Source organism: Desertibacillus haloalkaliphilus, from assembly GCF_019039105.1.
GTDB classification, from domain to species: Bacteria; Bacillota; Bacilli; order Bacillales; family KJ1-10-99; genus Desertibacillus; species Desertibacillus haloalkaliphilus.
This window is the reverse complement of sequence record NZ_JAHPIV010000415.1, coordinates 1-362: the sequence shown is the minus strand read 5'-3', so window position 1 is coordinate 362 and position 362 is coordinate 1. Positions and strand designations below refer to the sequence as shown.

Sequence of the window (362 nt, the reverse complement as noted above, 5' to 3'; positions counted from 1 at the left end):
CCAAATACCTGAACATCTGCATAGAAATAGTTTTCTAAGTTTTGTTTCAATGCCCGCTCCACATCATTCGGATGACAAGTGTGCGGATACGTTGTTAATTTTGTCAGCATACACCCTACTTGACTGCCTGGTATGATGCGATGACAATCTGCTGTTACGAGTGCAGAGGCAATGAATTGATGATGGAGTGCTTGATAAACCGTCTCTTCCTCTTTCCCTTCTGGACAGCGATCAGGAATAATTCCTGCTGTAATAAAAGAGTGGCGGTGAATACTATCTATTTCATTAAAGGTCAGCCAATATTTCACATCATGTTTATAGCGTTCAAAACATACATTGGCGAACTTAACAAAGAGATCAAC

At 40.3% G+C, this 362-nt stretch carries 1 protein-coding gene; it reads right to left on the bottom strand.

Annotated elements, in window-relative coordinates; genetic code table 11:
• Positions 1-362: family 1 glycosylhydrolase (locus tag KH400_RS22570; RefSeq protein ID WP_217228457.1), on the bottom strand; the 362-nt coding region annotated here is incomplete at both ends.